Origin of the sequence: uncultured Paraglaciecola sp., from assembly GCF_943787955.1 — a bacterium.
In the GTDB taxonomy this organism is placed as follows: domain Bacteria; phylum Pseudomonadota; class Gammaproteobacteria; order Enterobacterales; family Alteromonadaceae; genus Paraglaciecola.
In genome coordinates this window covers 22823-47174 of record NZ_CALSOK010000020.1, presented here as the reverse complement: position 1 = coordinate 47174, position 24352 = coordinate 22823, and the positions used below count along the sequence as shown (strand labels likewise).

The 24352-nt window shown below is 39.0% G+C and carries 22 protein-coding genes and 2 pseudogenes; 15 read left to right on the top strand and 9 right to left on the bottom strand.

The window, feature by feature from the left end; translation table 11 throughout:
• The first annotated feature begins 468 nt into the window (after positions 1 to 468).
• Positions 469 to 657, top strand: a complete 189-nt coding sequence (locus Q0Y52_RS17400; RefSeq protein ID WP_297823797.1) for a hypothetical protein — start codon at positions 469 to 471, stop codon at positions 655 to 657.
• A gap of 13 nt (positions 658 to 670) precedes the next feature.
• The gene (locus tag Q0Y52_RS17395) at positions 671 to 901 is read left to right on the top strand and encodes a hypothetical protein (protein WP_297823796.1); all 231 of its coding nucleotides are present in this window, start codon (positions 671 to 673) and stop codon (positions 899 to 901) included.
• 146 nt (positions 902 to 1047) lie between these two features.
• Here the strand turns inward: Q0Y52_RS17395 and Q0Y52_RS17390 are convergent, their stop codons facing one another.
• Both Q0Y52_RS17390 and Q0Y52_RS17385 read right to left on the bottom strand, forming a co-directional pair.
• Positions 1048 to 1575, bottom strand: coding sequence for an outer membrane beta-barrel protein (locus tag Q0Y52_RS17390; RefSeq protein ID WP_297823795.1), 528 nt, complete (start codon positions 1573 to 1575; stop codon positions 1048 to 1050).
• 569 nt (positions 1576 to 2144) lie between these two features.
• The gene (locus Q0Y52_RS17385; protein ID WP_297823794.1) at positions 2145 to 2978 is read right to left on the bottom strand and encodes a sterol desaturase family protein; all 834 of its coding nucleotides are present in this window, start codon (positions 2976 to 2978) and stop codon (positions 2145 to 2147) included.
• 76 nt (positions 2979 to 3054) lie between these two features.
• Here Q0Y52_RS17385 and Q0Y52_RS17380 point away from each other — a divergent pair, with 76 nt between their 5' ends.
• Positions 3055 to 3333 (top strand): hypothetical protein, encoded by a 279-nt coding sequence (locus Q0Y52_RS17380; RefSeq protein WP_297823793.1) that lies wholly within the window; start codon positions 3055 to 3057, stop codon positions 3331 to 3333.
• On the top strand, positions 3228 to 3725 hold the full coding sequence (locus tag Q0Y52_RS17375) for a Crp/Fnr family transcriptional regulator (protein WP_366939312.1): 498 nt from the start codon (positions 3228 to 3230) through the stop codon (positions 3723 to 3725). The genes Q0Y52_RS17380 and Q0Y52_RS17375 overlap by 106 nt, the downstream gene beginning before the upstream one ends.
• Positions 3726 to 3876: 151 nt before the next feature.
• Here the strand turns inward: Q0Y52_RS17375 and Q0Y52_RS17370 are convergent, their stop codons facing one another.
• The 3 genes and pseudogenes from Q0Y52_RS17370 to Q0Y52_RS17360 all read right to left on the bottom strand — a co-directional run bounded on the left by Q0Y52_RS17370 (position 3877) and on the right by Q0Y52_RS17360 (position 5299).
• The gene (locus Q0Y52_RS17370) at positions 3877 to 4641 is read right to left on the bottom strand and encodes an SDR family NAD(P)-dependent oxidoreductase (RefSeq protein WP_297823791.1); all 765 of its coding nucleotides are present in this window, start codon (positions 4639 to 4641) and stop codon (positions 3877 to 3879) included.
• An 80-nt stretch (positions 4642 to 4721) separates the two neighbouring features.
• Positions 4722 to 4799, bottom strand: a pseudogene (locus tag Q0Y52_RS17365) (hypothetical protein); the annotation flags it as partial.
• A gap of 35 nt (positions 4800 to 4834) precedes the next feature.
• Complete coding sequence (locus tag Q0Y52_RS17360) at positions 4835 to 5299, bottom strand: MaoC family dehydratase (protein ID WP_297823790.1); 465 nt, start codon at positions 5297 to 5299, stop codon at positions 4835 to 4837.
• A 265-nt stretch (positions 5300 to 5564) separates the two neighbouring features.
• Between Q0Y52_RS17360 and Q0Y52_RS17355 the strand changes: the two genes are divergently transcribed.
• The 9 genes from Q0Y52_RS17355 to Q0Y52_RS17315 all read left to right on the top strand — a co-directional run bounded on the left by Q0Y52_RS17355 (position 5565) and on the right by Q0Y52_RS17315 (position 15295).
• Entirely contained in the window at positions 5565 to 6836 is a 1272-nt protein-coding gene (locus tag Q0Y52_RS17355; RefSeq protein WP_297823789.1) for a TetR/AcrR family transcriptional regulator, read from the top strand.
• Positions 6837 to 7346: 510 nt separating this feature from the next.
• Positions 7347 to 7964: a hypothetical protein gene (locus Q0Y52_RS17350; RefSeq protein ID WP_297823788.1), complete on the top strand. Its 618-nt coding sequence runs from the start codon at positions 7347 to 7349 to the stop codon at positions 7962 to 7964.
• Positions 7965 to 8479: 515 nt separating this feature from the next.
• Positions 8480 to 8659, top strand: a complete 180-nt coding sequence (locus Q0Y52_RS17345) for a hypothetical protein (RefSeq protein ID WP_297823787.1) — start codon at positions 8480 to 8482, stop codon at positions 8657 to 8659.
• A 510-nt stretch (positions 8660 to 9169) separates the two neighbouring features.
• On the top strand, positions 9170 to 9928 hold the full coding sequence (locus Q0Y52_RS17340) for a bacteriorhodopsin-like (protein ID WP_297823800.1): 759 nt from the start codon (positions 9170 to 9172) through the stop codon (positions 9926 to 9928).
• A gap of 92 nt (positions 9929 to 10020) precedes the next feature.
• Complete coding sequence (locus Q0Y52_RS17335; protein ID WP_297823786.1) at positions 10021 to 10878, top strand: polyprenyl synthetase family protein; 858 nt, start codon at positions 10021 to 10023, stop codon at positions 10876 to 10878.
• The gene (gene crtI, locus Q0Y52_RS17330) at positions 10871 to 12343 is read left to right on the top strand and encodes a phytoene desaturase family protein (RefSeq protein WP_297823785.1); all 1473 of its coding nucleotides are present in this window, start codon (positions 10871 to 10873) and stop codon (positions 12341 to 12343) included. The genes Q0Y52_RS17335 and crtI overlap by 8 nt, the downstream gene beginning before the upstream one ends.
• Positions 12344 to 12346: 3 nt before the next feature.
• Positions 12347 to 13243 (top strand): phytoene/squalene synthase family protein, encoded by an 897-nt coding sequence (locus Q0Y52_RS17325; RefSeq protein ID WP_297823784.1) that lies wholly within the window; start codon positions 12347 to 12349, stop codon positions 13241 to 13243.
• Positions 13222 to 14430: a lycopene cyclase family protein gene (locus Q0Y52_RS17320; RefSeq protein WP_297823783.1), complete on the top strand. Its 1209-nt coding sequence runs from the start codon at positions 13222 to 13224 to the stop codon at positions 14428 to 14430. Before Q0Y52_RS17325 ends, Q0Y52_RS17320 begins: the two co-directional genes overlap by 22 nt.
• Positions 14423 to 15295 carry a Brp/Blh family beta-carotene 15,15'-dioxygenase gene (locus tag Q0Y52_RS17315; protein WP_297823782.1) on the top strand — a complete coding sequence of 291 codons (873 nt, stop codon included), beginning with the start codon at positions 14423 to 14425 and terminating at the stop codon, positions 15293 to 15295. The genes Q0Y52_RS17320 and Q0Y52_RS17315 overlap by 8 nt, the downstream gene beginning before the upstream one ends.
• A 9-nt stretch (positions 15296 to 15304) precedes the next feature.
• Here the strand turns inward: Q0Y52_RS17315 and idi are convergent, their stop codons facing one another.
• The 4 genes from idi to Q0Y52_RS17295 all read right to left on the bottom strand — a co-directional run bounded on the left by idi (position 15305) and on the right by Q0Y52_RS17295 (position 19085).
• A complete protein-coding gene (gene idi, locus Q0Y52_RS17310; protein WP_297823781.1) occupies positions 15305 to 15847 on the bottom strand; it encodes an isopentenyl-diphosphate Delta-isomerase in 543 nt (180 codons plus the stop codon).
• 117 nt (positions 15848 to 15964) lie between these two features.
• Positions 15965 to 17590, bottom strand: coding sequence for a GldG family protein (locus Q0Y52_RS17305; protein WP_297823780.1), 1626 nt, complete (start codon positions 17588 to 17590; stop codon positions 15965 to 15967).
• Positions 17591 to 18301 (bottom strand): ABC-2 transporter permease, encoded by a 711-nt coding sequence (locus Q0Y52_RS17300; RefSeq protein ID WP_297823779.1) that lies wholly within the window; start codon positions 18299 to 18301, stop codon positions 17591 to 17593.
• Positions 18294 to 19085 (bottom strand): ABC transporter ATP-binding protein, encoded by a 792-nt coding sequence (locus Q0Y52_RS17295; RefSeq protein ID WP_297823778.1) that lies wholly within the window; start codon positions 19083 to 19085, stop codon positions 18294 to 18296. The genes Q0Y52_RS17300 and Q0Y52_RS17295 overlap by 8 nt, the downstream gene beginning before the upstream one ends.
• A 411-nt stretch (positions 19086 to 19496) precedes the next feature.
• Between Q0Y52_RS17295 and Q0Y52_RS17290 the strand changes: the two are divergent.
• Both Q0Y52_RS17290 and Q0Y52_RS17285 read left to right on the top strand, forming a co-directional pair.
• Positions 19497 to 21072 (top strand): annotated as a pseudogene (locus tag Q0Y52_RS17290) (sodium/sugar symporter).
• 112 nt (positions 21073 to 21184) lie between these two features.
• Positions 21185 to 24337, top strand: coding sequence for a glycoside hydrolase family 2 TIM barrel-domain containing protein (locus Q0Y52_RS17285; RefSeq protein ID WP_297823777.1), 3153 nt, complete (start codon positions 21185 to 21187; stop codon positions 24335 to 24337).
• Positions 24338 to 24352: the final 15 nt, after the last annotated feature.

Here is a 24352-nt window from a genome sequence, read left to right as displayed (position 1 = left end):
TAAAAAAGGTTAACTTCAACATGGTTTTTCGCTCATAAAAACTTATAGCTATAGCACTGATTATTTTATTAATGCAGCAACATTAATTTGAACTTACAGTATGTTAATTTTACTTGCAAGAATTGCTTAACAAATATTACATTTGTTAAGCAATTAAAATTAAAGAGTATTTACGAATAAAATCTTAATTACACAAAAGTTTAACTTTGGTATGTTTTGTTAGCAACCAGACCAAGTGGTTTGCTGACGACGGCTTGCACTTAACCCCAGAGGCATATGAAATGCTGAACAAATTTTACCAACCTGTTATTGAAAAATGGGCAGCTTGTTAGGGTTACAACCTAAATAATTGCTCAAAACAGATGACCAATCACTTTCTAAGGGAACATTATTTTGGATATTTATAACCGGACAACACCACTTATTTTTTTCTGATGGTTTATTTAACATTGTCTTTTAGCAATTTGAGTGCAGCAACAAGCATTGGTGATGTCGCTCACTAAGAAGTCACTATCTGGACTCAGTGTGCGCCTTGCTGCTAATATTTATAAACCTAATGGGCTAAGTGCAAAACACAAACTTTCTGGAATATTGTTAGTTCCCGGATGGGCTGTCAGTAAAGTGAATTTAAAACAATTATGGTCTTCATTTTGCTGAACTTGGTTTTATTGTGCTCGCATTTGATTATAAAAGCTGGGGACAAATTGGTGGTCCTATCTTGCCCACTGAAGCATTCGGTCACTCGAAGGGGGCCACTAAGCTAGATATCAATGTCACGCAAATTCGTAAAATAGTAGAACCAATGTCTATGCTAGCAGACGTGCGCGCTGCCTTGTATTATCTGAGGGGAGTCTCTGGTTTGTGGGGGCGATATGTCGACGATTTCGTGCGAGAAAAGTAGAAGATTAAGTTTAAAAAACTACCTTAAAACCAAATATCCTGCAACATATACCAAAGCTAAAGGTACTAGTTTAACAAAACAGGCGACGATACGCCGCTTGTTTAATTCACTGGAAACCCCATTTTTTTGGGGCTAACGATTAATACCTAAAAACTATATCGTACCCCAGCACTTATAACATTAGTACCGTCAAAGTCTTCAAAAATTGCTTCCAACATGACACTATCAGTAGGAATGAAACCTACCCCCCCTCCAAAACCAAATTCCCAATCGTCTTCTTTAGCCGACATCCCCATTGCTGATGCTTTTACTTCGACGTTAACGTAAGAGGGTTGTAAGAAAACATAAAACTTAGGTGAGGCGTGGTAAGTGCCACGCGTACTCAAACCATAATACGTTTCAAGCTCAACAGTAACATCTATATTAGATTCGTTTATAGTGTCATCACCCATGCCAAATCCCACGCGCAGTTCGGGCATGAAACTAAAATTACTGTCTTCCATTCTAATTTCATAGCCTACTGAGAGTGTGACACCGTCCAGTGATATATCAACTCCATCCTCATCGTCCTTAAACTGACTATACGCCAAACCCGCATCCCAGGCCGCACTGGCTTGTGTTGATATCACTCCGGCTAAAAGCAAGTAGCACAGTATTTTTTTATTGAGTAACATTCTTGATCTCCTTTTCAATTTTTAGTTTACGCACAACAACGTGCAAGGCCTTATTATTAGTCAATGAATACCCATCATTTAGCGCGACCACGTTTTGCCCAAAAGGTTAGACACGATTAACGCCGCATACTTATTCGTTGCCAGAGTGAGATAATACCCTTAGGTTGTTTACAATATTAAGCACTATGTTTGGAATGATTGACCGAAGTCAATAATTCTCGCTTTAAATAGAAATTCAGGCTTACACTGGCACTCATAATAAAGACACTTTCTTTTTTCAAACTGAACTCAGCTGATAGGATATTCCATTTCCAATCAGCTCGGTGGTTTATGGCCAGTCCTGAAAATTAAAATCAAAGCGTTATTGAGCAATCAATAAGTTAACTGTCTCATAAGCACGAAATACGGCAACTCAAAGATGGGGATATTTGCCATAATGAACAGGTTTGATACTTTGGATGTCTAAGCTTAACGTCCACTCGCACGTTGGCTGAAGACAAGGCCTAGGTGAGAATGCACCCTATTTAAATTATTTTTCCGTTGTATAAATATAATTTTAAACCCCAAAACTAACTTTTAACACTTTGAATTTTTTCGGTAGGATTCTTTTTTTTCGTCTTTACAAGTGGCCAAAATAATTGTTCGGTCCATTCTGCTTTTCGCATACCCTCAACGCCATAATTTAGGGGATACTGGCGGGTTATTTTGGCAGTACCAAATAAGATATCCCAAAAGAAAAACATATTGCCATAGTTCCCTTTGTAATGAGTTGCCGGATCATCTTTAGACAACCCGTGGTGTCCACTGTGTGTGGAAGGAGTGGAGATAATTCGCTCTAGCAGCCACATAACAGGATGTAATAACCGGATTTCATAAAGCGCTTTGTCCCATTTCCATTCTGAGTGTGCACCCATAATAATCGCTAATTTGGCAACAACGTAAAAGGCATAAGCCCAGCCTAAGCCCAAGTAAATTAATATGCCTGAAATCCATAACGATGGCATGAGCAAGTAATAAAAGAAACTATTACGATATACAATTCTAATACTCATATATTTCGCATTATGATGGGCTCTATGCAATTTATACAAGGGGATGTAGTTGTGGCTGGTGCGATGCCACCAATATTGTGTCATGTCATCAAATATAATCAGTAGAACGAATTGCAGCCATATAGAAGTATCGCTTAACACCCCAGCAAATTGCGGAACTAATAACGTTGCTAACCAAGCAGCACTAAATAATATGAAAGGTTGTGTAAAAACGAATAACAGCACAGTTCCCACTAACTCTACGATACCGTAAGCTTTGACTTCATTGCTTTTATTAAAGAAACTTGAATGGCGGGCTTCAATTAATGCGAAAACAACAAAAATGCTGAAAATTAATATTTGATAATTCATCGTGTATCTCCTGTTTACAATACAACCTTATCAGCAGCATACTATGATGAATATATACAAGTATATAATTGAGTAGATGAACATATTAAATAGTATTACCGCCGCTATGCCAGAAGAGTTACTGATACAGTGTTCTCAATTTGCACCCATCAAAGAGTATTCAGATGGTTACACTATTCACAACCGAGGTGATTTAAAGTCAGGTCTATCCATTGTGTATTGTGGCCAGGTAAAACTCAGTATTATGGGATGGATGGTAAATATCAACAAACAGCAACATTATCGAAGGCGGATACTTTTGGTGAGTTCACCTTATTCAATAATCTCCCTAGAACTCATCATGCAATGGCGATAGGTAAAACGAAAGTAATTCAAATGTCCTTAAGTCAGTTTAGTCAATGTACAAAAATAATACCTGAATTGAGTGTCTTCTTACTTAGCTCAATAGGCCTTAAATTACATATAGCTCTCGAGCGTTTAGATGATATTCAGCGTCTACCTACTTATATTCGTTTGGCAAAATTATTATTACAGCACACTGATGAACAAGGACGAGTGGGGTTACGTCAAAAAGATTTGGCCGAGCAACTGGGAATAACTGTGCTGTGTTGTCATAAGTCAATTAAGAAACTTGCTGTTCTATCATTGATAGAAACTGCGTACGGCGCGATTAACATTAAGAATGTGTCGGACCTTACCCTTTGGCTAAAGGAAAAAATGAGTTTGGGGCATTTGTTAAAAAGTTAGCTGGCGAATGCCAAATAAGGAGACTAATTTAATCGATTGAACATATTCAAATCGATACTCCTCAAATTACCAGTAAAACATGCCAGAAATTTTAGCTCTGGCATGTTCATTGTTAATGGATTGATGTTGTTCTGTGTTGTGAACTGCCCCGTTACTCAGGACTTAAATCAACACCTAATGAAGCCGCCGCTTTGGCAACATATTTATTGGTTTGCATCCAACCAGCTTTAAGTTCTTTTGCGTTACTTTGGTCTTCAAGTGAATCCCAATTGGCTAACAGGTTTTCTGGCGTTTGTTGTTCTGGCGATAAGTAGATACCGTCAGTTTCTTTAATGACTGCTCTGGCATATCCCCCTGCTCCACAGCCTAAAATAGTGCGATTAGGCGCGTTTTGAGCCACTAAAGCTAACAAACCAGTTGTAACAGACTCTACTGTCATAAGTTCTAGCACACGTTTGTCTTTAATGAGCTCTTCTGTCATGGCTGTGCGAGCGGTAGGTGATAAACTATTGACATGAATATTGTTTTTTTGACCTTCTATACACAGGGTATTCATTAAGCCCACAACCGCCATTTTGGCAGCACCGTAATTTGCCTGACCAAAATTACCGTATAATCCTGAAGATGAAGTGGTCATAACGATACGGCCGTAATTTTGTTGCTTCATAATGCCCCACACTGCTTTAGTGCAATTAGCTGATCCCATGAGATGTACATCAACAACCAGCTTAAAATCTTCGATGGGCATATTGGCGAAGGATTTATCTCTTAGTATCCCGGCATTATTCACTAAAATATCGATGCGGCCCCATTTCTCCATAACCTGCTCAACCATACTGTGCACTTGTTGCATATTCGCCACATTGGCACCATTAGCCATCGCTTCACCGCCAGCCTTTCTGAATTTCTGCGACAACGGCTAAAGAGCCCTCTGAACAGTGCACCATCTGCTGCGGCCAAATCATTGACCACCACCTTTGCTCCTCTTGCTGCTAAAGCCAGTGCGTGAGAGCGGCCTAAACCTGCAGCTGCGCCGGTCACTATTGCTACCTGATTGTCGTATCTAATTGTCATAAGGATCCTCAAATAATAAATTGTGTTTGTTAAGTTTACGGATTGATGATGGTCATCGTTAACCATTGTGCGGTTAATGCCGGCTTATCTACTGCGTCGATTTCAATTGTGACATCCCAGGTCAGTAGAAATTGCCCAGGTCTTTTTTCCAGCACATTGGCCAACACCATATGCCCCCGAACTTTGCTGTTCACGGTTACAGGTTGTAAAAACCGAATTTTGTCAAAACCATAATTCAATCCCATCAGGGTGTTTTCTAGATTAATGCCTGCGTCGTAGGCAACGGCCGACAACAAAGATAGGGATAAAAAACCATGGGCTATAGTGCTACCGAAGGGCGTCTGTTTTGCCTTAACAGGATCGATATGAATAAACTGATGATCGTGGGTCGCATCAGCAAAGCTATCAATTTGCTCTTGGGTGATAGTAAACCATCGTGACACGCCCGTTTTTTTGCCAACATAATTAGTTAAGTTTTGTGCTTTCATTGTTATTATCATAGAAAAATTACTGTCTCAGCCTGGTTGTCATAATACTTTACACCAATTTTTGATAATGGGTTTTTAACCCTCGTTTGTCGATTTTACCCGAGCCTAAACGGGGTAGTTGTTGCTCAACTAGCCAAATCTTACTTGGCACCTTAAAATGAGTATTCAAATCGGTAAGCAGTCTTTGAATGTAACCCGCCGTTGTGCATTCAAAAAAGATAACATACACTTAAAATTGAACTTTGAGTATAATTATTGACTAGGATTAAACGACAGAATGCCCACTTTGAAAAACAATAAAATAAACTCGCCTTTTAGTAAAAAAAATCAGCATGATCAAAAGTACAAAACCATACTTTCTGCTGCTTCAGAGCTATTTAATGTTTATGGTACTCGTGGCACAACGTTAATCCAGATTGCTGAAAAACTCAATTTGACTAAAACAAGTCTGTATTACTATGCAAAAAATAAAGAAGAATTAGTTCATCAATGTTACTTAAACACATGTACTGAATTACAAGCCATGATAACCCGTGCAAACAATACTGAGGGTTCAGCCATGGGCAAAATTGAATGCTTATTACGCTTAAATTTTGATTGTTTAAATGGAATTATGAATGGTACTCGCGGCCATCTGGCAGGCTTTACTGAAATATCCTCTTTATCAACCCAACATAAAAAAGAAATCTCTGGTTTGATACGCACATTTGTCATACAAGTGATGGCGTTAATTGAATTAGGTAAAAATGATGGCAGCATTCAAAACGTGCACCCTGCTACGACATCCAGTGCACTATGGGGTGCTATTTTTTGGCTGCCCGTCTGGCTGCACTCAGTTAAAAATGACAGCCGAGAGGCAACTTACCAGCAATGGTTATCTATTGTTAAATATGGTTTAAATAATCATGAGACAGCATTAAGTTTTGCTGTAACCAAGCATGCTAAGAAACAACTGGCTCCTGCCGGGTTTGATAGAATTCAACAAAACAAAATTAAGCAGGAAGCCTTTTACAGAGTCGGCTCAATATTTTTTAACCAAAAAGGATTTAAGGGGACATCCCTAGATGAATTAGCTCATTCATTAGGCGTTACAAAAGGTGCGTTTTACTATCACATAAAAAATAAAGATGATCTGCTCATCAAATGTTTTGAGCGCACTGTTAGTATTGAAAGCGAAGTATTAGAAGACGCACTAGCAATAGATAACAATGGATTAGAAAAATTAGCCTATGCTGCACAGAAATTATTCAGTATTCAGGTAGGCAAACAAGGCCCTTTAATTCGATATGCAACAATGTGGTCTTTGGGTATCGATAAAAAACAAGAAATGGAAATTACCACCAGCAAAATAAGAGACTTATTTGGCAACATCATCCAAATGGGTATTGATGATAAAAGCATTAAACACGTTGATGTACTGGTAGCAGAAAATATTATTGTAGGTGCTGTTGAGTCGATACCTGACCTGGGTGATACGATTAGTGAAGACAATGTTGTGGGTGACTCAGTAGACTTTTTTCATATGTTTTTCAATGGCATTGCAACCTAGTTTTTCTTTTTTAAAAGGGAGCAAAATTTTTATAATATTATTATATATAAGTTAGCGAGAGTGATCCTCCCGAGTTTATTTCACGACTTGAACTTTTTTATTTCATATATAAATACAAGGATACAAATGGTCACATTGTATTAATAGTGTTTACTCGTTATTCTCAATCAATAAAAAATCCAGATACCTGACAATGAAACCATTCATGACTCATCTTGCCGCACTTATTTTTATGCTTAATCATGTTTTGTAAGCGCACAAACGAGTGTTTTATTTATTGGGAATAGTTTTACATATGGCTATGGCTCTGCCACCAAATACTCTCGCTCAGACTCGGTAACTGATCTAAACAACGATGGTATTGGAGGAGTACCTGCGCTATTTAACTCTTTCACTGAACAAGCGGGTCTTGAATATGATGTTTTTCTAGAAACGAGAAGCGGCAATGCATTCGACTTCCACTTAGAAAACAAGCTGGCCGAAATTGGCACACAACCATGGGACTAGGTTGTGATGCATGGCTTTAGTACCTTGGATAGCAACAAACCGGGTGATGCGGGACTACTTGTTGAGACCACAATAAAGATGTCAACATTCTTACAGCAGCTGAATCCGAAGGTGGAAGTGTTTCTTACCGCAATCTGGTCCCGTGCAGATTTGATTTATCAGGCTGACCGCCGTTGGTCAGGCACACCTATAGAAAAAATGGCATTAGACGTGCGTGCTGGATACGACAAAGCGGCAGCGGCAACTCCCGCAGTTAAATCCTTTAATGGTGTGGGTGAAGCGTGGACTCGTGCAATGGTATTAGGCATTGCCGACACGAATCCGTACGATGGTATCGAATTTGGAAAAATCAGTCTGTGGTCTTGGGATTATTATCATGCCAGTACCTATGGATACTACCTTCAAGCATTGGTGGTGTTCGGTAATTTGACAGGTAGAGATCCTCGTTCACTGGGTGAAAATGAATGCTCAGGTTTTGAGCTTGGCATGTCACCTCGTGAAATAAACATGCTTCAACAGTCTGCCTTTAATCCGCCTATGAGCGAAAATAAAGTGAAGGCTGCTCCTTTAATATTACCTAACTCAGTTCATCCAAAATATTGTGCAGTATTAAAGTATTAAAAACGGAGGTAACATTTTCAATACAATCCGCGGATACGACAAATTTAGTCCAGCGTTTCTGCATAATATTTGTTAAACATTTCATTTACGAACAACAATCTTTTATCAACATTAAACAACCATACATTTGTTAAAAATATTAGAAACGCATGTTGAAATTAACGTCCTCTGAATAGCGTGTCATATTATTTCAAGCGGTTGTATCAAAGTTACTAACAACAAAGAGAATTTGAACAAGTGGCAGGTTTTCATCTTGCAGATATTGGAAGCAGTAATAATTGGCATGTTAGTAATATACTCAACACTAAAAGCAAAAATCATAACCAATAAAACAATAAAGTTAATATAACCAATAAAACAATAAAGTTAATAGAGAGGTTTCTCATGGAACCCTGCTAATTTCATCAGACATCATTCACTATAATTTGTGATAGCTGATTGCAAATAGCATCGAGCCATAATATGTTGTTGAACTTATTAGTTCTAAATAAAATTTAAGTTGAGGAATATAATTTATGAATAAACCAACGAAATTATTCACTACACTGTGCCTGTTTGCGGGTATTGCACTTATTGTCTACATTGCGGGCCAATTAGCGTTATCTGATTCCCCTTTAGGTGCACTTGTGCCGGTTGGAATTTTGCTGTTGGTTGTCGTTATTTATATCCGGGTAAGTGATAAAAAAGATTGGTAGTTTAATTTTTATTAAAAAAAGGTTTTCGTCTAGTTCTATCAACTAGGCTAGCCTTAACTGTTTATTGTTATGTTTATGTATGCACATTATTTAATGCTGACTTTTTTCTACAACTTTATTACAAGTCAACAAATACTATTCCACGGTTATACAAAGCAACTAAGCATCAACATTTAACACATTTTAATCTCCAAAAAAGTCATTTTAAAATTAATTTTTAACGTTGGATTTATCTAAGCAATTAACACTGATTATTTGTTCCTTGGCCTCATAATATAAACATCAACACATAAAAAATTGCTAATGGTCATAGAGTAAAAAACCAAAAATGTAAAATATTTGTAAAAATAATATGAAAACTTTTGTAATAGTAGGCATAATGAATTTGCTACTAATATTAAAATTAAGTAGATAAATCATTTTTTAATCCACAAAAAGAGAAATTACATGATTACTAATAACATCTTTAATAAAGGGAAAGGCTTCTCGTTAAGTTTTGCTAGCTTTAAAGTGAAAACGATTCTCACTTTAATGTTTTTATTTTTGCTTCCTACCTTTGCACACGCCGCTGCAAATCTTGCATCCGACGATTTTGTAGGGATTTCGTTCTGGTTAATATCTATGGCGCTAATGGCGTCCACAGTCTTTTTCCTTTGGGAAACGCAGGGAGTAACAGCAAAATGGAAGACATCGCTGGTTGTATCAGCGCTAGTGACTTTCATTGCCGCAGTGCATTATTTCTACATGCGTGATGTGTGGGTTGCTACGCAATCAACACCCACAGTTTATCGATACATAGATTGGTTATTAACAGTTCCGTTATTAATGATTGAATTTTTCCTCATTTTACGTGCTATCGGTGTTTCGTCTGCAGGAATTTTCTGGCGCCTATTAATAGGTACGCTGGTAATGCTGGTACCTGGTTATATGGCTGAAGCTGGTTACATGGGCGTCACGTTAGGATTTGTCATTGGTATGGCAGGTTGGTTCTACATCCTATACGAAATATTCCTTGGAGAAGCGGGTAAAGCAGCCGAAGCAACCGCAAGCGAAGCAGTAAAGTATGCATACAAAGCGATGCGTTGGATTGTAACCGTAGGTTGGGCAATTTATCCAATTGGTTATGTTCTTGGCTATATGACAGGCACTGCCGATCAGGAAACGCTAAACATCGTATACAACTTAGCTGACTTGGTTAACAAAATCGCATTTGGTCTACTGATTTGGTATGCTGCAACCAGTGAAAGCCAAGCGGTAACAGAAAAATAAACTCGAATAATTACCTATAATAATTATTGTACCTTTGGGTTTGCAATCTCGTTAAGGGGTTGCAAGCTCATTTACATATACGAGTAGTGTTTATGATTCAAACCGAAGTAAATATGCAACCTCAGTCCTCCTTATTACTACAGCAATGTGAAGAACTCATGCTTTTTCGATTAAAAGACAATGAACCTTCATGCTTTCATTTAGCAAGTGGTGGAAGTAGAACTCGTGCAAAATTATGTATCGAAGCCGGTTTAGCACTTCAGCTACCAACAAACACGATCCTAGCTTTGGCCTGCACTATAGAGTTACTTCATAATGCCTCGCTCGTTCATGACGACTTACAAGATGCTGATAGCACACGTCGAGGACGACAATCAGTATGGAATAAATTTGGAACATCCCACGCAGTGTGTGCTGGTGATGTGATGATTTCTGCAGCATTTGGTTCATTAGCTGATGTAGACAATTGTAGTTCATTGCCTTCCCTATTAATTCAGACTCAAGATGCTGTGTCGCGAACTGTTAAAGGTCAGTCCAGAGATCTTAATGCAGAAGTAACCATAACTGAACACGAGTACGAAGATATAGCGGCTATGAAATCAGGTCCGTTAATTCAACTTACATTATCACTGCCACTTATCGCTGCAGGCTTCGATGATCAGGTCAAAACAGTCAATAATGCACTTAACAAGTTTTCAATTGCTTATCAGATACTTGACGATCTAGATGATTGGCAACAAGACCTACAAAAAGAACAGCTAAATCTAGTGAATTTATTGGTATCCCGTTACTCCTTAGAAGAGTCCTTAACTATTTCTCGAAATCGTGTCAATTATTTATTGAATCGTTGTCAGAAAGAGCTTAGCGTGCTTCCCTCAAATTGTGCTGAATCTGTTATAACGGCTACTAATAACTTGTTAGAAAAAACTAAGGTAGGCTTAAATGCATAAAGCCGTTGTTATCGGTGCTGGATTTGGTGGAATAGCTTCTGCACTTCGCTTAAGAGCTAAAGGGTATGAGGTTGTGATTATTGATCAACGTGAAAAACTTGGAGGGCGTGCTCAACAATTCAATAAAGAAGGCTTTATTTTTGATGCGGGCCCAACGGTAGTCACTGCACCATTTTTATTTGAAGAACTGTTTTCACTGTTTAATAAACAGATTGAGGATTATATAGAACTAGTCCCAGTCGAGCCTTGGTATCGTTTTGTTTATCCAGACGGCAGTCATTTTGACTACGGTGGCACCATAGAAGAAACATTAGCTCGCATAGCCGAAATTGAGCCTGATGATCAAGCTGGATACCGTTCACTTCTAGCACAATCTGAAGCTATATTTGATGTCGGATTTACTCAACTATCAGATAAACCTTTCCACAAATTTTCTACCATGATTGCTCAGGTTCCTGCGCTTATTCGCCTCAAGTGTTATCGCACTGTTTGGCAAATGGTCTGTGCTCATTTAAAAAGTGACAAGTTACGTCAAGCCTTTTCAATTCAGCCCTTATTGGTAGGCGGCAATCCATTTGCAACAACCAGTATTTATAGTCTTATTCACTATTTAGAGCGTAAATGGGGAGTTCACTTTGCAATGGGAGGCACCGGCGCCTTAGTAAATGGACTAGCTGAACTTATGACAGAACAAGGTATACAAATAAAACTCAACACCAAAGTGTCTGAATTAAGTATTCATGGTAATCATATTACTGAAGTCCACACTGACACAGGCTCTTTTCTATGCGACAAACTGGTATCTAACATAGATCCCAAATATCTGTATCGACATCTCATACCTAACCAGAATCAAACCATTAGTGCAAAAATTAAAACTAAACACGCCAAATCATCGATGGGGCTTTTTGTTTTATATTTTGGCACAACAAAACAATATCCAGACATAGTCCATCACACAATATGGTTAGGAAAACGCTACAAGGCACTTTTAAGCGATATTTTTGATAAAAAAGTATTAGCAGATGATTTTTCTTTATATCTACATCGGCCCACAGCAACCGACCCCAGCATGGCACCCGAAGGTTGTGACTCATTTTACGTATTGGCTCCCGTTCCTAATAACTTATCAGAAATTGATTGGTCTGAACAAGAAGAAGACTATGGAGACAGAGTTATCAAAGCATTGGAGCAAACCATCATGCCTGAACTTTCATCGCATATAGTGCACCGTTTTGCCAAAACACCAAATGACTTCGAGCAAGACTACTGCAGCGTCGATGGAAGTGGATTTTCGATTGCTCCAACCTTTCAGCAGTCCGCTTGGTTTAGATTCCATAATAAGGCTGAAGGCCCTGAAAACTTATATTTGTGCGGTGCCGGTACACATCCTGGAGCAGGCCTGCCTGGTGTATTATCTTCAGCGAAAGTAATAGACCAACTTATTTCTAAAGTTCAATCTTAAGTAATGAATGATGACCCGACAGAACTACTAAAAAAGCATGGTAAGACATTCAATTTCGCTCGCCTATTTTTAGGCTCAAAAACCGGTCTTGCCGCAGCGCGTTTGTATCGATTTTGTCGAATAGTTGACGATATAGCTGATGAGAGTCCGAACCCAGAAATTGCCAAAGTAAAGCTTAATAGCCTTAAGGAATCGATAAAACATAACACGCCAGACCACCCTGTAGTAAAAGACTTCCTTATTTTATGTGAAGAATATCAGATTGAAAAAAACCATGGCATCACACTGATTGAGGGTGTCAGTCAGGATCTCAACCTTGTTGCTTTACCCTCTCTAGAAACATTAATTCAATATGCTTACCGAGTGGCGGGTGTGGTGGGGTTGATGATGGCACCCATACTAGGTGCCAAAAAAGTGGGTTATGCCTTCGCTATTGATTTAGGGATCGGTATGCAACTCACAAATATTGCCAGAGATGTGCTGGAAGATGCTCAAATGGGACGCCGTTACCTGCCTAGTGAATGGGTCAACACATTATCAGCATCTCAAATTGCCTTGGCAAATATTGAACACAGAGAACAGGTACAAGATGCTACGAAGGTTTTATTGAATCTGGCTGAAGAATATTACCAAAGTGGATTAGCTGGACTTTATTATCTACCACACCGCAACAGGCAAGCCATTGCGGTAGCCGCTTATGTTTATCGAGATATTGGTAGAAAATTATTAAAAAATAATTGCCATTACTGGCTTGGTAGAGTGGTTGTATCAAAACCAAAAAAGATATTATTAGCAAGCCAAGCACTTTGGCATTTAAATACAGCCGCTATTGCACACTATGAAACTGATCATCAAAACGAATTGCATAGTTATCTGCAATGCGACATTTTGAGCAAGTAACCAAAGCAATGTCCTATGACTATGATTTAATCATCATTGGTGCAGGCGCTGCAGGACTGTCTCTACTCTTAGCCCTCGATGCGACAGAATATACTCAATCAGTTAAACTTATAGAACGACGTTCTGGACCTCAAAACGACAAAATTTGGAGCTTTTGGAATAACGACTCAGTTCCAGAATACCTCAAGACAATCATTACGCGCGAGTGGCAAACATGGGAGATTTCAGCAGACGACTGTGGTTATTCGATGTCCCATGCATATCATCGATACTGCTCCATTAGATCCGAATCACTGATGAAATTAGCACTTGAGCGGATGCAAACAAAAGACCACTTCGATATTGAATTTGATTGTGACGTTATGTCTGTGGAGTCAATTGATGACCATGCATTGGTGACGACTCAGAGCGGCCAGTTAACGGCAAGATGGGTCGTTGACACCCGCCCACTTCCATTAAAAACACATCATAATGGACTCCTTCAGTGCTTCTACGGTGAAGAAATTGTTACCGATGGTGAAGTGTTTAATCCTTCTTCTGTCAAACTAATGCAACAATTGGCAAGCTCAGAATTAGGGATAGAATTTATATATATTTTGCCATTCAGTGCAAATCACGCGTTAGTTGAGTTTACCTGTTTCAGTAAAACCGTTTTAGAGCGCACAGCTTTGCAAGCGCGCCTTAGAACTAGGATGCTGGAAATAGTTGGCTCTAAAACATATAAGATTGAGCGAGAAGAGTGCGCAGTATTGCCCATGTATCACATTAATGAAAATACCAATAATAAAAATCAACAGCTTATCTTTGCTGGAATAGCGGGTGGCGCAATGAGAGCATCGACTGGATACAGTTTTCTAGCATGCCAAAGATGGGCTAAGCAGTGTGCTTCTGAGTTAAAGTCTAAACAGTCATTATCTGTATCAACTGCTTTATCATCATTCACACCAATCGGTAACCTTTATCAAAAGATGGATAGACTGATGTTAACTGTGTTGAGAAATGACATGGGTATCGGTGTAACCATTTTTGTGCAAATGTTTAAAAAGGTTAAGCCTGCACGTTTTGCCCGCTTTATGACAGAGCAAGCGACTATTTTTGATTTCATTTGTGTTATTTGGGCCATGCCAAAGCGTGCTTTTTTACGCGCTTTATTTTCTCGGCGGAAACGGATTGCCAGAGGTGAGTAAATTACGCTATACACAATTTTATATCAGCGTTTGCACCTTAGCGGCCCTTGCCACACTGGCCAATATAAATATGGCCTCAGACAATGTAACTATTGTATTAGCGTTAGCCGTAACCTTTTTAGGACTACCACATGGCGCTCTAGACTTTGCCGTCGCAAAAACATTAAACCTTGTGACGTCTGTGTCATCAGCTATTCGATTTGTGACCATTTATAGCGCCATTGCAGCATTATCCATCGCTTTTTGGATTTGGGTGCCTGACATAGCGTTAATTTTATTTTTGTGTATATCGGCATATCATTTTTCTACCGACTGGCGCGTCACTATGCCATTTTTATCACGTGTGGGCTTAGCTAGTGCTCTACTATGTGGCCCTTCGATTTTATACTCTGCAACTCTTACCGATATTTTCACTGCCTTATTATTAACAACCCAGGCCGCTAATTGGGTCATTCAAGGTATGCAGATAACGTTTTATATTGGGCTCTGTGTTTTTCTATACTTTGCAATTCAATTATCGCGATGCAAAAAGCGTTTAAGTGTATGGCAATACTCAGAGTGGCTGACTCTACTTTTCAGTAGTATTATTTTAAATCCGCTACTTCATTTTGGACTCTACTTTTGTTTGTTACATTCACCGAAGCACCTTCTGGATATAGGGGTGAAATTACATGTGAGCGTAAAACGTGCAATCGTTATTAGCCTACCCTTCGTAATATTAACGCTCGTTTTAGCGGCTGGTTTATATGAGTTGTTCGCTTCTAGCGAGTTAAATGTTGATTTACTTCGTTGGATTTTTATTGGCTTGTTCGGTTTAACTATGTCGCATATGCTGTTAATTCACTTATGGCACCGTGGGGATTGAAACCATTTATTAAGGAATATTGTTTCTTGTATGTTCAAATACTTTTGGAAACCACGCGGCAAAAATATCAGGTTTGTTTGAAAGCTGCTGTAAAACTTCTTTTTCACTCCACCAGCGAACCTCCATTACCTCATCAGAGTTTTGCTGCCAATGGACACTCTCCACTTCAGTTACCAGTATTTTGTCTAACTCATGTTCAATCATATTATTATCAAGCTGATACTTATATTGAATCTGACCTATGTGCGACATATTTAAAAACTCACTGATACCGAGTTCTTCGAACAAACGCCTCCTTGCCGCAACTTGTATGTTTTCGTCTGGTAAAGGATGTGAACAACAGGTGTTAGCCCAAAGCCCGCCGCTGTGATACTTATGCAAAGCACGTCTTTGAAGTAAATATTCTATACAATAATCTTTACGACGAATAATCATCAGAGAAAATGCTAAGTGAAGGTCTCCGCGAAGATGAGCTAACATTTTTTCTGAGTAGCCGGTAATCTTGCCGGTATTATCAACTAGTGCAACAAGAATTTCAGAATCTTTCATCATGTAATCATAACAGCGTTCGAGCCAAAAAAGTTCATTGTATGCGTGCTTTCTGTGAAAGTAACACTATTTTAGAACACATCGTAAAAATATTTCTAAAGGTGACTCCCAATTAACAGATTATCTATTTATCTTAATCCTTAACCATACTACTAGACCGACTATTACTAACAAAAATGGCAATAAAATTAATATCACTATGACTTGGCGTGTCTGTTTGCTGGTTAAATTTAAACGTTCAATTTTTATCTCTTTTGCACTGAAGAATGTCTTGTAATCTATCTCGGCTAGCCAATTAATTAGATTTAACCCCATCCGAGCATTACTGTATTGGTTGACATAAACGTTGCTTAAAAAGTCAGCATCGGTGAACACTATCAGTCGAGTGTCTGATGACTTTTGGCTTGGTAGCACTGCACTTTTCTCTTCAATCACTACGTAGGCAAATGGCACAGGACCGATTGTATCGGTGTTTGGATCAAATTGAATATCTAGAGCTCTGTTGGTTTCTGCCCAACTATTTTCTGTTGATGCCGTTGAGACAATGACCGCGTGTTTGATGCTTGCACGACGCTGCGGTAAAACACGAAGTGAGCGTGGGCGAACATAAAAGGTATAATCCAAACCTTCAGTTAATGCTTTATGGTGCCCATAATTTTTAGTTGCAGGACTGCCAATATCATCCCCAACATGGTTGGTCAGATCAACCACAATATCAGACTGAACATCCAGTCCCCATTGATTAAGAATGGTGTTTAAGCTTGGGTTTTTTTTAAGATTGTCTTTGCTTAACGGTTTGTCTGGGGTGGTAACTAAAGTGTGCTCGATTAAAAATAATGCATCGCCCCCCTTTGTTAAATAATCACTGATAAGAGTTTCTTCATTTGAAGTTAAAGCATTTTTTGGGCCGGCAATGATCAACACGTCGCAATTTTCTGGAATAGACTGGGTGATACCCAACATCAGTGTTTTACTGGTAATGTTGTTGTCGGCTAACAGTTGTTTGAATTTTGATAAACCAGCATATTCCTGGTTTGAACTCGAATACTCACCATGCCCTGTCAGAAAATAAACAGTTCTTGGGACACGGCTGACACTGGCTATTGCATTGGTGAGTTTATCTTCAGACAACGCGCTCAAGCTAAAATCAACATCTTTACGGTTGTCGCCTGATTGAACAATCACTTTTCGCTCATCAGCATTGATTGCATTACCAAATTTTGCAGCATATGCAATCTGTTCGATAGGGTCGATAATTTCGGTTTTAATTACGCCAGCAGACACTCGTTCATATTCTTTAAATAGGTCTAGCAAGTATTTGGGAGGCATGCCTACATAAAATGCCGTTAACTGCAACTCATTGGTCAATGTGCTGACGTACTCGATGGTATTGTTCGATAAGGTATGTTGTTTATCTTGTGTGACATCCCACCTGACGTTTGAATGACTGGCCAAGTAATGACTTACCCCAATAAACACCATGCTAAATGAAACGATACAGAAAATGAGGGCCAGCTTTTTCCATCGTTTGAAGTTAAAAGGTGTTACCCATTCGGTTCGTGTAGCTTGCCCAAAACCATGCGTAATAATCAAGCTCAGCAGCACCAAAAATGCAATGCCCCCGAAAGCGGAAAGTATACTTGCCAAATAACTGAATTGTTGTTCGATATAAAGAAGTGATAACCCAATGATAAGGCTAAATAGTGCTAAACCGCAAAACAAGGGTAAAAGGCAGCGATAATTCATTTAGTGCCACAACCTATTGTCGATACTCAGTCGGGTTAATACCAAGCACAGTAAAATGCCGGTTAAATAATAAACCACATCACTGGGGGTAATGATACCTATTGAGAAATTTTCTAAGTGTGTATGTGTGCTAAGCTGAATAAGAAAGTGCTCTGTAAATCCGCTAACATATTGAGTAAAACTGCTTGCAAAATAGAGTGAAAATAAAATCAAATATGACACCATAGCGGCAATTATTTGGTTCGATGTCCAAGAAGAAGCCAATAAACCAACGGCGATAAAAAAAGCACCTTCTAACCAAATCCCTAGATATCCAAATAACATGCTATATGGGTCAGGCTCACCAAAATATTCAACGATTAAGAAGTAAATAAGCGTCAGGAAAATTAACAATGTGAAAAAAATCAGCATACTGAAATATTTTCCTAACACAATCATAGTATGGGTTAAAGGAGCCGTGAGCAAAAATTCCATAGTGCCATTCGATTTTTCTTCAGAAAATAACCTCATGGTTAATAACGGGATGAAAAACACCAACATAAATTCCATCAGTTGAAAAACATCACGTAAAGACACTTCACGATTTTGATCAATGATCATAAAAAAGAAAATATTAAACAAAGACAGCATCACACTTAAAATAATGTAGGCAATCGGCGAGCTAAAAAAACGATATAATTCCTTTTTTGTTAAAGCGAAGATTTTATTCATGCGACACCTCCTGAAGTTCTGTTTTTTCTGGTGTTTGTGTCGTACTTTCTAATGTTTGGGGTTGATGATGATTAATGAAAACCTGCTCTAAAGTTAAAGGCTGTGATTGAGTTGAACCATCACCTTTTAATAACGCTTCTAATGGGTCATCAAGCACTATTCGCCCAGACTTAATCATGAGTACCCGCTGAGCTACTTGCTCAATTTCAGTTAAAGTGTGGGTGCTTAACAAAACTGTTCTCTGGTCTCGTTGATTTTTGATCAGGGCCAATACTTGTTGAATTTGCATCGGGTCAAGCCCACTAGTAGGCTCATCTAAAATGAGCAATTTAGGTTCATGAATAATAGCTTGAGCGATGCCAACACGTTGCTTATATCCCTTAGATAAAGTGGCAATAGTTTTTTGTTTAACTTGCTCTAGGTCACACTCTTCGAGCACCTTAGCTAACTGAAATAGTCGTTTGTTCTTAGGGACACCTTTTATTTCGGCTGCAAAATTTAGGTAATACTGCACGGTCATATCACCATACAACGGTGGTTTCTCCGGCAGATAGCCGATTTTTTGCCGAATGCTTATTGAATGCTTAAAAATATCTTCACCATCGATGTTTACCGTACCGGATGACGGGGTAATAAATGAGGTCAAAATACGCATCAAGGTGGTTTTTCCAGCACCATTTTTTCCTAAGAGGCCAACAATATCCCCTTTATTCATTTCAAAGGAAACACTGTCTAGTACTTGAAATGAGCCGAAGTGTTTACTGATTTTTTTAACCTTCAACAATGAAAGTGCCCTTCCCAAATGAATACTAGATTAGTCTCTTACATTCCCATTATTAGTGTTCTGCTACCCGGGCTTGCATCTGTTATAGATTCTGCTGCTTAAGCACTCTAATTGCAAAGGGCTTATAGAAAAAGTTAACTCTCACAAAAAGATTAGTTCACTTTTCTAAGTATGAATTAGCCGAGTGATAAGTGTTAATGCTCAATAATTCTCACATGCAACAATGGTTGCAAAAATATGCTGAATAGGGCTGAACTTGTTGCCAGAGACACTATATAAGCCAACAAAACATAAAACTTTTCCTAAAATGGCTCAAAAAAGACAACATCTAATGCTATTTACTGCAATCTGTATCTAAAACGGATAGGGTTGTAACATCAGATTAACAATAATAAAAATTTTGGACTTTAAATGAATTTAGCAAGCCTCGACATCGCCATTTTTGTGGTTTACGTAATAGGGCTTTTGGCCCTTGCCTTATATATCTCCAGAGCAGAAAAAAACCACGAAAGAGATACCAAAGATTACTTTCTAGCCAGTAAATCACTTACCTTGGTGGGCCATAGGTGCATCACTTATTGCCGCAAATATATCAGCTGAGCAAATCATTGGTATGTCTGGTTCAGGTTACATACTAGGGTTTAGGTATCGCGTCATACGAGTGGATGGCGGCGATCACTTTGATCATAGTGGGTAAATATTTCTTGCCTATTTTCCTCAAAAATGAAATTTATACGATGCCTCAGTACCTGCAACAACGCTTTGATGGCCGAGTTAAAACCATCATGGCGGTGTTCTGGTTAGCAGTGTATGTGTTTGTTAATTTGACCGCGGTTTTATGGTTAGGGGGCTTAGCCATTAACCACTATTACTGGCGTTGACTTAGCCTACGGCATGGTATTTCTTGGCTCTATTCTCTATTGCTTACTCATCATACGGTGGCTTAAAAGCCGTTGCCTACACCGATATCATCCAAGTAGTACTATTAGTATTTGGTGGTTTAGTCTTAACGTATATTAGCTTAGATTTAGTATCAGATGGCAAAGGTATGCTGGCGGGGTTCACAATATTGACAGAACAAGCGCCAGAAAAATTTGACATGATATTCGCAGCTGATAGTCCACACTATATAAGCCTGCCGGGTTTATCAGTATTGATTGGTGGCATGTGGGTAATGAATATTTCTTATTGGGGTTTTAATCAATATATTATTCAGCGCGCATTAGCCGCTAAAGACTTGGCTGAGGCACAAAAAGGTATCGCTTTTGCGGCTTATTTGAAAATTTTAGTGCCCTTTTTTGTAGTGGTTCCAGGTATAGCGGCATCGGTGTTGTTTACTGATTTGGACCGAGCTGATCAAGCTTATCCGAGTTTAATGAACTTGATGCCAATTGGATTGAAGGGTTTAGTGTTTGCAGCATTGTTCGCTGCGATAGTGTCTTCATTGGCGTCTATGTGTAATAGCATATCGACTATCTTTACTATGGATATTTATTCTCATTTCAAAAAGAATGAAAGCCAAAGCCATTATGTGAAAGTGGGCCGAATTGTGAGCATATTAGCGTTGATTATTGCGATGATATGCGCCAAACCATTGCTCGGTCAATTTGAACAAGCGTTTCAATATATACAAGAATTCACAGGCTTCTTTACCCCTGGCATAGTGGTAATTTTCTTACTGGGTATGTTTTGGAAAACCATGAATTCGATGGGTGCTATTACCGCAGCTGTCGGCTCTGCAGTGTTATCGTTTATTCTAAGAGAAGTCTTTCCAGAATTGCCCTTTATGGACAGAGTGGGCATAGTGTTCTTAGCCTGTATTGCACTCGCAGTTATTGTTTCCCTTGCGACCCGCAAGAACTATATTGCAGGTGGCACAGGCGTGGTTTCGTTAGATAAAGTCAATTTTGATACTAAAGGCTCTTTCAACATGCTAGGAATAGGAATAATAGTTATCCTAGCTGCCTTGTATACTATTTGGTGGTAATTTTTGTCGATGAAAGCGTTATGAAGATCTAAACTTGGCAGTGTTTTCTAAGTTCTGTAACTCGGTAAAACACTGCGCTTCGTCCACGAATATTGTATTAACAGGGCTAAAGATGAAAACGTTATTTACTTTTTGGTTGGCGTTTACAACGGGGATATTTTCAATTGCCCCAGCTGCACAGGCCTTAGATTGGCAAGATCCACAGGTATTTAGGAACAATAAAGAGCCAGCCCGTAGTTTTTTTTACAGCTATGACAATGCTAATGCGGCCTTTTCAAAAACACCTTGGGATCAAGCCAACCATATATTGCTCAATGGACAGTGGAAGTTTAATTGGGTGAATTCTGTTAAAAAAAGCCCAAATAAATTTTACCAAACCAATTTTGATGATAGCCAATGGGGCCAGATTGCAGTACCCGCCAACTGGGAAGTCAATGGTTACGGTACACCTTTTTATCATTCACACCAATGTTTTAAAGCTAATGCAGTACCACCCGAAATGCCCGCTCATTACAATCCTGTGGGCAGTTATCGAAAGACTTTTACCTTGCCAGATGATTGGAATACAAAACAAGTATTTGTGCATTTTGGCGCAGTGAAGTCGGCTTTTTATTTATGGGTAAATGGCCAAAAGGTGGGTTATTCACAAGACTCAAAAACTGCCGCCGAGTTTGATATCAGTAAATATCTACAAACAGGATCAAACCAATTGGCATTGCAGGTGTATCGTTATTCTGATGGCTCTTATTTTGAATGCCAGGATATGTGGCGAGTCAGTGGCATTGAGCGTGATGTATATTTGTTTAGTACCCCAAAAGCGCATATAAAGGATTTTCATGCTTACACTACCCTTACTGATAATTACAGCAAAGGTGAATTACAGCTCAGTGCCCTAATTGATAATACTCAAGACCGAGCTGTCGATGGATATCAGTTGAATGTTCAACTATTCGATCACCAGCAAAAACTACTATTCGAAAAAAAGCTAGATATTAAAAAACTTTCAGCCAATAAAAGCGAAGTCGTTGAATATAACACCAGCATCGATTCACCTCGTCTATGGAGCGCTGAAGAGCCTAATTTATATGGCTTAAAACTCACTTTATTCGATACCCAGGGCAAAGCCATTGAGCATATCGGACATAACGTTGGCTTTCGATCTACTGAACTTAAAAATGGCAATATATTAATCAATGGTAAACCGGTGTTATTCAAGGGGGTCAATCGCCATGAACACGACCCAGTAACCGCACATGTGGTGACCCGGGAATTGATGCTCAAAGATGTGCAGTTGATGAAACAATTCAACATTAATGCAGTTCGTATGGCCCACTATCCTAACGATCCCTATATGTATTATTTAGCTGATTTGCATGGTTTATATGTCATGGATGAGGCCAATATTGAGTCCCATGGAGTAGGCGCGGCCAATCAAGGCCCATACAACCCAGATACACACTTAGTCAACAAACCAGAGTGGGCGGCAGCCTATATTGACCGTGTGAGTAACATGTACCACGCCACTAAAAACAATCCATCAGTAGTCATGCGTTCACTAGGCAATGAGTCTGGTGATGGCTCTAATTTAGAAGCCACCTATGACTGGCTGAAACAACAAGAGCCAAATAGCCCTGTCATATCAGAACAAGCACAAATGCGCCGTCACACCGATGCCTATGGTCAAATGTATGCGCCTATTAGTGATATTGAACGATATGCTAAACGCAAATTAGATACCACACGTCCGGTTATCTTAATTGAATACGAACATGCCATGGGTAACTCTCTTGGAAACTTTAAAGAATATTGGGACAGTTTTGAAAAGTACCCATCTTTACAAGGTGGCTTTATTTGGGATTGGGTAGACCAAACTTTTGCTATGAAAACCCCTGAGGGTATTCCTTATTGGGGCTATGGCGGTGATTTAGAGCCAGATGCTACGGTTTCATCTTTAAGCTTTTCAGCCAACGGCTTAGTATTTGCTGATCGCACACCCTACCCTTATTTATGGGAAGTTAAAAATGTTCAGCAAAATATTGGTTTTAGTAGCAATGATATCAAATCAGGTGCGCTCACTATCACTAACAAGCATTATTTTGTTAGTTTGCAGGGGCTCAGTTTGAATTGGCAATTATTGGCTGATGGTAAACAAGTATCACAAGGACAAAATTTGCCCCTAGGTGCTCAGCCACAGCAAAGCCAGCAAATTCAATTAGATTACGCTATAAAACTGCAGCCAGATATTGAATATTTTCTGAATGTGCAAGTGATAACTGATAAACCCAATGGCTTGATCCCTAAAGGGCATATCACCGCTTGGTCACAATTGGCACTGCCTACAGTCTCAGTAATGGTAGAAAAGCAACCTGAAATCAGACTCTCAGTCAGTGATAAAAAACAAACTTATGGTTTTAAGGGTAAAGATTTTAGTTTAAGTATTGATAAAACAACGGGGTTAATTAACTCAATGCAATACTTTGGCGACGAATTATTAAAAGCGTCACCTAGACCCGATTTTTGGCGCGCGCCAACCGATAACGACTTACCTATCGAAGACTATGGTGACACATTCAGCCCATGGCACAACGCGGGGAGAGACACTAAGGTAGTGTCGGTAAAACTGACAGAAGAGTCTAAGTATCAGGCAACAGTTGAAGTTGAACATTATTTGAGTGCAATAGGTAGCCGCTACTTCACTACTTATCATGTGTTTGGCAATGGTGAAGTAAAAGTAGATGTATATTTCTATGCTGCGCCACACAAAAAACAATCTGACATTCCGCGTTTGGGTACCTTATTTGAGTTAGACAAGCAATATTCTCAAGTTAACTGGTATGGACGTGGACCACACGAAAACTATATAGACAGGCTTACATCTGCTCATGTGGGCCAATATCAAAGTAATGTGGCAGATTTGTATGTGCCTTATGTGCGGCCACAAGAAAATGGTTATCGCAGTGATGTGCGTTATGTGTCGTTCCATAATCAAGATGGCAAAGGTATAACATTTAAAGGTGCTCCACTGATTGGCTTTGGTGCTCAGTATTATGATACGGCTGATTACCACGCCAATGCTGCACAAGTAAAAGCTAAAAACCTCCACCCTCATGAACTGCCTCAAAAGCAAAGAATTTATGTCAATATAGATTATATGCAGCGTGGTGTAGGGGGCACGAATACTTGGGGTGCCAAACCATTACCTGATTATATTATTCCCTATTTGGACTATCAGTATTCTTATTCGTTTGAGCCTTATAACCAGTAAACAAGGTAAATTATC